A 7,989-nucleotide genomic window follows, 5' to 3' on the forward strand; every position below is an offset into this window, starting at 1 on the left:
GCAGAGCACCACGAAAGTGTCGTCGAAGAAGTTCTGGAAATCTTGGATTTTTTTGAGCCCGCCAGCAGACCCCAGGGCATTGCCGATCAGTTCGCCGTCTTCAATCCGTCCTTCAAAGCTGTAGGCAATTTCAACCCCGAAGCGCTGGCCATCCCGGAAGTAATTTTCAATCTCTTCGGCCAGGTGTGAGACGTTCACCATCACTTCGGTGAAACCGTGCTCTTTGAGCAGTTCCAGCAGAAACTCCATCACTGGCTTCTGCAGGATCGGAATCATCGGCTTGGGGATCACATGGGTTATCGGTTGGACCCGCGTCCCCTTGCCAGCCGCCAGAATCATCGCCTTCATTGGCGTTTGGTCGGGTCAATACAAGATACCGATCATAGACCCGGTCTCAGGCCACCACAACCGTCCGGGTCTGCGACGGATCTGGCACCTGAAGGCTGTGGATCGGCAGTTGCGTTGCAGTGCCACTTGCGGGGATGAATTTCAGTCGCAGCGGACCGTGGAGCCAACCCTCTTGCTCCAGCTCAACCCGGCCCTGGGAGGAGAGAAACAGCAGGGCCCAGAACACCCCGACTCGGTCGCGGTCCAGGTCCGCGGCGGCGGCCACCTCCCACTGGTCTACCAGTTGATCGAAGCCCACCCAGTCCAGGGCGGTCTCCCAACCGTTCAGAAACACCCCCAGTGCTGCGGTTGTTTCCGGCAGCTTTTCGCGGTGGGCCAGCCCGGCCACTTGGGCGATGGCTTCACGGTTGCTGTAGCGCTTTTGCCGTTTGCGGTGGTGTGCCTCGAGTTCGTCTGATTCCAGCTGCTCGGCAATCGATTCCAGCTGTTCGATCAGCTCGCCAAGGGTGACGGGGCGACGCAATGGCGGTGGCGCCACAGGACGCCGTTGCAGATGGCGTTCCGGCCGTCGGGGCAGATCAAAGGCTGAATCCAGCCAACCTTGCTCATCGAAGTCGGCGTCGAAGTGATCTTCGACTTCGGGCGGCGGCGACAACATGCTGGTTTCGAGCATCTCCGCCTTGAGTCCCACCAGCACGGAGGCGGCCAGAAAGGCTTCGCTGCTGTCAGCCAGGTCCCGCTCGTAGCTGCCGCCCCGTCCGGCCAGGGCGGCCGCCACCTGCCCGGGAACTTCGATGCGTTGCCGGAGTTGATCCAGAAAGCCGTCGATGACGGCAATCACATCCACATCCCAGGGATTGAGATCGCCCCGCTCCGCTGCGTCCTGCAGTAGTCGAATCGCAAGGCGGGCTCCAGTATCAGCGCCGTCGTTGGAGGCCACCTGGAGCAAGTCAATTCACCCTTTCCCGGCAAGGTATCGGTCCTCAATCGGTGTCGCCAGTGCTGCCTCAGGCTGCACTGCTGGCATCGGTGACCTCCGCTTGGTCGCTGGCGTCGGTTGCAGCACTGCTCGCGCTGACGGCGGTCGCGGGGAGGAGGCCCAGCTGGGTTTCAACAGTGGAGCGGTAGCGGCTGAGGTCGGTCTCCAGTTCCTGGATCCGCACCTGCTGAGCTTCGTATTCGTTCGCCTTGCTGAACTGTTCAACGTTGTTGAGCATGCCGGTCCAGGCGGCGAAGAACCAGGCGGAGACGGCTCCTAACCCCGCTGCCAGCAGCAGAAGACCCGCCAAAGGCAGGGTGTACTCGACCCTGGGCAACACGTGAATCGTCGTGGGGTTGGTGTTCGCCAGGGTGAAGAACACCGTGATCAGGCCGAAGCTGAAGATCAGGCCGAAGTTGATCTGACGCATGGCAGGGGAACGATCCCCTGGAACTTACGGACAGTTGGGTGGGAATGAATCGGAATCGATACGTGATTTATGACGCGCCCACGGCAGGGGCCTGGATCACCGCCGGGACTCGGGCCTGACCTCGAATCAAGGGGGCCGTTGGTGAGATCACTTGTTCCATGGCACCCAGGTTGCGGTTCACCAGGGCTTCAATCGAGCTGCGGTAGCTGTCGGTCATCAGCTTGGGGTAGAGCCCGATTCCGATGATCGGCACCAGCAGGCAGCCGATGATGTACACCTCGCGTGGCTCAGCATCCACGAGGTTGGTGTGGGACACCAGCTCTTCCTTTTCTTTGCCGAAGAAGATCTCCCGCAGCATCGAGAGCAGGTAGATCGGTGTGAGAATCACGCCCACAGCGGCCAGCCCGCAGATCACTACGCGGAAGGGCAGGGTGTAGGCCTCATCCGTGGCGAAACCAGCGAACACCATCAGTTCGCTCACGAAGCCACTCATGCCGGGCAGGGCCAGGGAGGCGAGGGCACATACCGTCCAGAGCGCGAACATGATTCGCATTTTCTGGCCAATGCCTCCCATTTCATCCAGCTGAAGCGTGTGGGTGCGGTCATAGGTGGCACCCACGAGAAAGAACAGGCTGGCGCCGATCAAGCCGTGGCTGATCATCTGCAGCATGGCGCCACTGGTGCCCAGGGCACTGAAGCTGCCCACGCCGATCAGCACGAAGCCCATGTGACTGATCGAGCTGTAGGCGATCTTGCGCTTGAGGTTGCGCTGGGCGAAGGAGGTGAGGGCGGCATAGATGATGTTCACCACCCCCAGCACGATCAGAAGTGGGGCGAACTGAGAGTGGGCCGCTGGCAGCAGTTCACAGTTGAAGCGCAGCAAGGCGTAGCCGCCCATCTTCAGCAGGATGCCGGCCAACAGCATGTGCACCGGTGCCGTGGCTTCGCCATGGGCATCCGGCAGCCAGGTGTGCAAGGGCACGATCGGAAGCTTCACGCCGAAGGCGATCAGCAGCCCGGCGTAGCAGAACAGTTGAAAGCCCGTGCCGAAGTCTTTGGCCGCAAGAGCGGTGTACTCAAAACTGGGGGTGCCGCCCCCGAAGAAGCCCATGGCCAGGGCGGCCAACAGGATGAACAGTGAGCTGCCAGCGGTGTAGAGGATGAATTTGGTCGCGGCGTACTGGCGTTTCTTGCCGCCCCAGATGGCCAACAGCAGATACACCGGGATCAATTCCAGCTCCCAGGCCAGGAAGAACAGCAGCATGTCCTGCACGGCGAACACCGCGATCTGGCCGCCGTCCATGGCCAATAGCAGGAAATAAAACAGCCGTGGTTTGAAACTCACCGGCCACGCCGCCAGGCAGGCCAGGCTGGTGATGAAGCTGGTGAGCAGGATCAACGGCATCGAGAGCCCGTCGGCTCCCACCGCCCAGGTGAGGCCAAGATCCGGCAGCCAGCTCACTCGTTCGGAAAGCTGCAGGCCGCTCAGGCTGGGGTCATAGCCGGTGAGGTAGGCCGCAACGGTGATCAGGAAGGTGATCAGCGTCACGATCAGGGCGTACCAGCGCACCTGTTTGCCCTCGCCTTTGTCCGGAACCAGGGGAACCAGTAGGGCCCCCACAATCGGCACAAGGATCGATAGGCTCAGCCATGGAACGGTGGCCTGCACAGGATTGCTGAGTCCGGCGACTGCGAATTCGAACACGCTGTGATCCGATTCTTACTGGATGGATCGTAGAAATCATGGCCGCTGTGTCATGACCTCGATAGGCGATGACACACATGGGCGATGGGCTCTAAGCGATTGGTCCGCCGATGACGCCAAACAGCACCACCAGGCCGATCACGCCCGCGAACACAATCAGGGCATAGAACTGGGCCCGTCCGGTCTCGAGATATTTGAGACCTTCGCCGCTGCCGAGGGTGAGCAGTCCGGTGAGGTTGACCACGCCGTCCACCACTTTGGCGTCCACCTCGAGCACCTCCCGCGCCAGTTTGCGGCTGCCGCGAACGAACAGCTTCTCGTTCACCACATCGAGGTACCACTTGTTGGCGAGGAAGGCATTCACCGCCGGGAAGCGGCCTGCCACCAACTGCCCTAGATCAATCCTACGCAGGGCATAAGCCAGAACAGCCAGGGTGATGCCGGCAACGGAGATGGCCACGGAGGCGCCCGCCAGGGGTAGAAACTCGCCCCAGCTGAACTGTTCGGCCATTTCGAGGGCTTCTTCTGGATTGAGAAGGCCTGCGAAGCGGCTGTTCCAGGGGGTGCCCAGCAGGCCAATCAGCACAGAAGGCACCGCCAGCACCGCCAAGGGGGCCGCCATCGGCCAGGCCGACTCGTGCACGCTGCCGCCATGGGTGTGGTGCTCGGAAGGCTCCTTGCCGGCGGCGCTCAGCAGCTGGGCTTGCATGGCGGTGTCATTGCCGCGGAACTCCCCTTCAAAGGTGAGGAAATAGAGGCGGAACATGTAAAAGGCCGTCATCCCCGCCGTCAGGAAGCCCACCACCCAGAGCAGCGGGTAGCTGTTGAAGGCCTGGCCAAGAATTTCGTCCTTGCTCCAGAAGCCTGCCAGGGGCGGAATGCCACTGATGGCGATGCAGCCGATGAAGAAGGTGATCGAGGTGACGGGCATCTTCTTGCGCAGGCCGCCCATCAGACGCATGTCCTGGGCGAGGACTGGCTCATGACCCACCACCTCCTCCATGGCGTGGATTACGGAGCCTGATCCCAGGAACAACATCGCCTTGAAGAAGGCATGGGTCACCAGGTGGAAGATGCCGGCGACCGGGGCACCGCAACCCATCGCCAACATCATGTAACCGAGCTGGGAGATGGTGCTGTAGGCCAGACCCTTCTTGAGGTCCATCTGGGTGAGGGCAATGGAGGCCCCCAGGAAGCAGGTGATCGTGCCAACGATGGCGATCACGGTTTGCACGACGGGGAAATGGGCGTAGAGGGGATCGAGGCGGGCGACCAGGAACACCCCTGCGGCCACCATCGTGGCGGCGTGAATCAGGGCAGAAATCGGCGTCGGGCCCTCCATGGCATCGGGCAGCCAAACGTGGAGGGGGAACTGGGCCGACTTGGCCATCGGACCCATGAACACCAGCAGACAGAGCAGCAGCGCTGCCCATGGCGCCACGGTTCCGGCGGCTAGGCCGTTCTGCAGACCATCGGCAATTCCCTGGAAATCGAAGCTTCCGGTGGCCCAGAACAGTCCAAGGATGCCCAGCAGCAGGCCGAAGTCACCAACCCGGTTCACCACAAAGGCTTTCTGAGCGGCGTGGGCGGCACCGTCGCGGTCATACCAGAAGCCCACTAAGAGATAGGAGCACATCCCCACCAGTTCCCAGAAGACGTAGATCTCCAGGAGATTGGGGCTGATGATCAGTCCCAACATGGAGCTGCTGAACAGCGCCAGGTACGTGAAAAAGCGCACATATCCCTTGTCGTGGGCCATGTAGCCGTGGGAATAGACCAGCACCAGCAGGGCGATGGTGGTGACCAGCGCCAGCATTACTGCCCCGAGTGGATCTACCACGTAGCCCATTGGCAGAACGAAGCTGCCGGCACTGGCCCAGACGAACAGATGCTTGACGGGCGGGGCGCCATTGAGCTGATTGAACAGGATGCTGTAGCTGAGGGCAGCAGCTGCGCCAACACAGGAGATCAACAGCAGCGCAACGGGTTTGCGCAATCGGTTGATTGTGCGGTTGAAGCTGATCAATCCCAACCCGGTCAGCACAGCGCCGAACAGGGGCAGAACGGGAATGAGCCAGGCGAGTTCCTCGGCCGAGGGCATCCGCAAAAAGCAGGTTGAAGCGAGTGTAGGCAGCTCAGCCCAGCAGGTTCTGGAGTGCTGAATTGCGCATCAACTCGGCAGCCGTCGGAATGAAGCGATGGGCCCACCAGAACACGCCGACGGCGATGGCGATGCCCAGTTGCGCCGGTCGGACGAATTCCTGCCACTGCAGCTGCTGGCGTCCATCCAGCACCGCCGCGAAGGGCACGATTGAGGTGCTGGCCTTGAGCTCGTCAAAGGCCTCGCCGAAGCGGGTCTTCAGGCGCCGGTCGCCATGCCAGACGGCGAAGAGGTGATGGCCGATCAGGCCCACGCAGGTCACCAGCATGAAGCTGCTGCCGATCCAGAGGGCGTGGGTGAGGCACCAGAGAATTTGCCCGATGGCCTGGGGATGGCGGCTGATGCGGATAATTCCTGTGGCGTAAAGACGCACTTGCGGTTTCAGCACCGCCGGGATCTCCAGCAGGTTGTAGGTGGCTGGATAGAGGAAGAGGAAACTGATGGCGGTTCCGATCCAGACGAGCGGAATCACCCCAGGCACGCCCTGGAGATTCCACAGCCGCACTCCGTCGTAGCGATGGGCCAGGAACCATCCGATCACCACCACAGCCGAGGGAATGCTGGCTGCCGCGAAGATCAGGCGCCAGGCCCGCGCTCCGATCACGGCTTCAGCCCTGCTGCGCAGTGCAGCCCCACCGCTGTGAATCACCGCAAACAGGATCAGTAGCACCAGCATCACGACGCTGCTGTGGTGGGTGGAGGCCATGGTGGCTGCGTTGGAAGGGCGTGATTCTGGCTGGCGGACGTGGCGGTCCTAAATTCTGTTGTTCCTCCGGGTGTTCCGCGGTGGCCGATCTGCCGTTCACCCTCGACCAGCTGCGGATCCTTCGCGCGATTGTCAGTGAGGGCAGCTTCAAGAAAGCCGCTGACAGTCTTTACGTCACCCAGCCCGCCGTCAGCCTTCAGATCCAGAACCTGGAGAAGCAGCTGGAGGTGTCGTTGTTTGATCGCGGCGGGCGCAAAGCGCAGCTCACTGAAGCTGGCCATCTGCTCCTGAGTTACTGCGACCGGATCCTGAGCCAGTGCCACGAAGCCTGTCGGGCCCTGGATGATCTCCACAACCTCAAAGGCGGATCCCTGATCGTGGGGGCAAGTCAGACCACCGGCACCTATCTGATGCCCCGGATGATCGGCTTGTTCCGCCAGAAATATCCGGACGTTTCCGTGCAGCTCCAGGTCCATAGCACCAGACGCACGGGCTGGAGTGTGGCCAACGGTCAGATCGACTTGGCGATTATCGGTGGTGAATTGCCGGCGGAACTCAATGAGCTGCTGCAGGTGGTGCCCTACGCCAGTGATGAGCTGGCGCTGGTGCTGCCGGTGAAGCACCCCTTGGCCCGGCTGGTTGAACTTACCAAGGAAGACCTGTATCGCCTTGGCTTTGTCTGTCTCGATGCGCAATCCACCACCCGGAAGATGGTCGACCATCTTCTGGCTCGTTCCGGCCTGGATGTGCAGCGCCTGCGCATCGACATGGAGCTGAATTCGCTAGAAGCCATCAAGAATGCAGTTCAGGCGGGCCTGGGTGCCGCCTTTGTTCCCGTGGTGTCGATCGAGCGGGAGTTATCGGCAGGCACGATTCATCGGCCCCAGGTGGCTGATCTGCAGGTGCGGCGCCAGCTCAAGCTGATCACCCATTCCGCCCGCTACTGCTCACGTGCTTCGGTGGCCTTCCGCAATGATGTATTGCCCGTCTTTGCCAGTGCTGACAGCCCGATCCGCCAGGCAGCGAAAGTCGTGCCTGAAGCGATCGGGGAGCAACTGGTTCAGAACTGATCGGCCTCTGGTGTGACGCCCACAGCGTCATCTGCCACGCCTCGGGTCAGGAATTTGTTCTCACTGATATCGGTTTGGTAGACGCAGCGCACCACGGGCCTGTCCCGAACGGAGCCGATGTAGGCAAAAGTGTTCATTCGTTGTTTGCACTCACGCTCCTGCTCGGCGGTGATGGCCCCCTCCTTGCGCAGCACCGACCAGTTTTCCCGACGGATCACGCAACCCGGTTGCAGCGTTGGCTGGGTCACAAAGCTGCTGGAGGGGTTGAGCGTCGTGTACATCTCGATGTCCATGACGAAAGCGCTCGCCCCCCACTGGCGGCAGAACTCCGGGTCAGGAACGGCCATGTCCAGTTGCTGGGAGCTGGCGATGTTCCCCTGGTCGCCCTGGGTGGTGCTAGTGACAGCGCTGCCGATGCCGATCCCCACCACGAGAACCCCTGCCAAGACGGCTACGGTGAGGGTGCTGAATTGAAGGGCGTCCTGGCCGCCTCCACCACCTGGTGCGGGGCCGGGAGGACGCCCGTATCCACCCCGGGGTGGAGCGTCATAGCGATCACGCTCACCGCGGTCGTAGCGGTCATCCCGCGG

Annotated in this window: 8 protein-coding genes; 1 reads left to right on the forward strand and 7 read right to left on the reverse strand. The window is 61.6% G+C overall.

From position 1 onward, the window contains the following. The 6 genes from ACGVJ8_RS01825 to ACGVJ8_RS01850 form a co-directional block, all read right to left on the reverse strand. Positions 1-348, reverse strand: a 348-nt coding sequence (locus ACGVJ8_RS01825; RefSeq protein WP_392345214.1) for an NDP-sugar synthase, incomplete at its 3' end; no start/stop codon positions are given. Between the two features lie 46 nt (positions 349-394). Continuing rightward, positions 395-1,297, reverse strand: a complete 903-nt coding sequence (locus tag ACGVJ8_RS01830) for a segregation/condensation protein A (RefSeq protein ID WP_392345215.1) — start codon at positions 1,295-1,297, stop codon at positions 395-397. A gap of 58 nt (positions 1,298-1,355) precedes the next feature. Then, a complete protein-coding gene (locus ACGVJ8_RS01835; RefSeq protein WP_392345216.1) occupies positions 1,356-1,757 on the reverse strand; it encodes a lipopolysaccharide assembly protein LapA domain-containing protein in 402 nt (133 codons plus the stop codon). A 67-nt stretch (positions 1,758-1,824) separates the two neighbouring features. Continuing rightward, the gene (locus ACGVJ8_RS01840; RefSeq protein ID WP_392345217.1) at positions 1,825-3,462 is read right to left on the reverse strand and encodes an NAD(P)H-quinone oxidoreductase subunit 4; all 1,638 of its coding nucleotides are present in this window, start codon (positions 3,460-3,462) and stop codon (positions 1,825-1,827) included. A 91-nt stretch (positions 3,463-3,553) separates the two neighbouring features. Next, the gene (locus tag ACGVJ8_RS01845) at positions 3,554-5,563 is read right to left on the reverse strand and encodes an NAD(P)H-quinone oxidoreductase subunit 5 (protein ID WP_392345218.1); all 2,010 of its coding nucleotides are present in this window, start codon (positions 5,561-5,563) and stop codon (positions 3,554-3,556) included. 34 nt (positions 5,564-5,597) lie between these two features. After that, the gene (locus tag ACGVJ8_RS01850) at positions 5,598-6,329 is read right to left on the reverse strand and encodes an NnrU family protein (RefSeq protein WP_392345219.1); all 732 of its coding nucleotides are present in this window, start codon (positions 6,327-6,329) and stop codon (positions 5,598-5,600) included. Between the two features lie 80 nt (positions 6,330-6,409). Between ACGVJ8_RS01850 and ACGVJ8_RS01855 the strand changes: the two genes are divergently transcribed. Continuing rightward, on the forward strand, positions 6,410-7,399 hold the full coding sequence (locus ACGVJ8_RS01855; protein WP_392345220.1) for a LysR family transcriptional regulator: 990 nt from the start codon (positions 6,410-6,412) through the stop codon (positions 7,397-7,399). On the opposite strand, the gene ACGVJ8_RS01860 is transcribed toward ACGVJ8_RS01855, so the two are convergent. Then, on the reverse strand, positions 7,390-7,989 hold a 600-nt coding region (locus ACGVJ8_RS01860; RefSeq protein ID WP_392345221.1), incomplete at its 5' end, for a DUF3172 domain-containing protein. The two genes, ACGVJ8_RS01855 and ACGVJ8_RS01860, sit on opposite strands and share 10 nt — an antisense overlap.

The sequence above is a fragment of the Parasynechococcus sp. genome, assembly GCF_042954245.1.
GTDB lineage: Bacteria > Cyanobacteriota > Cyanobacteriia > PCC-6307 > Cyanobiaceae > Parasynechococcus.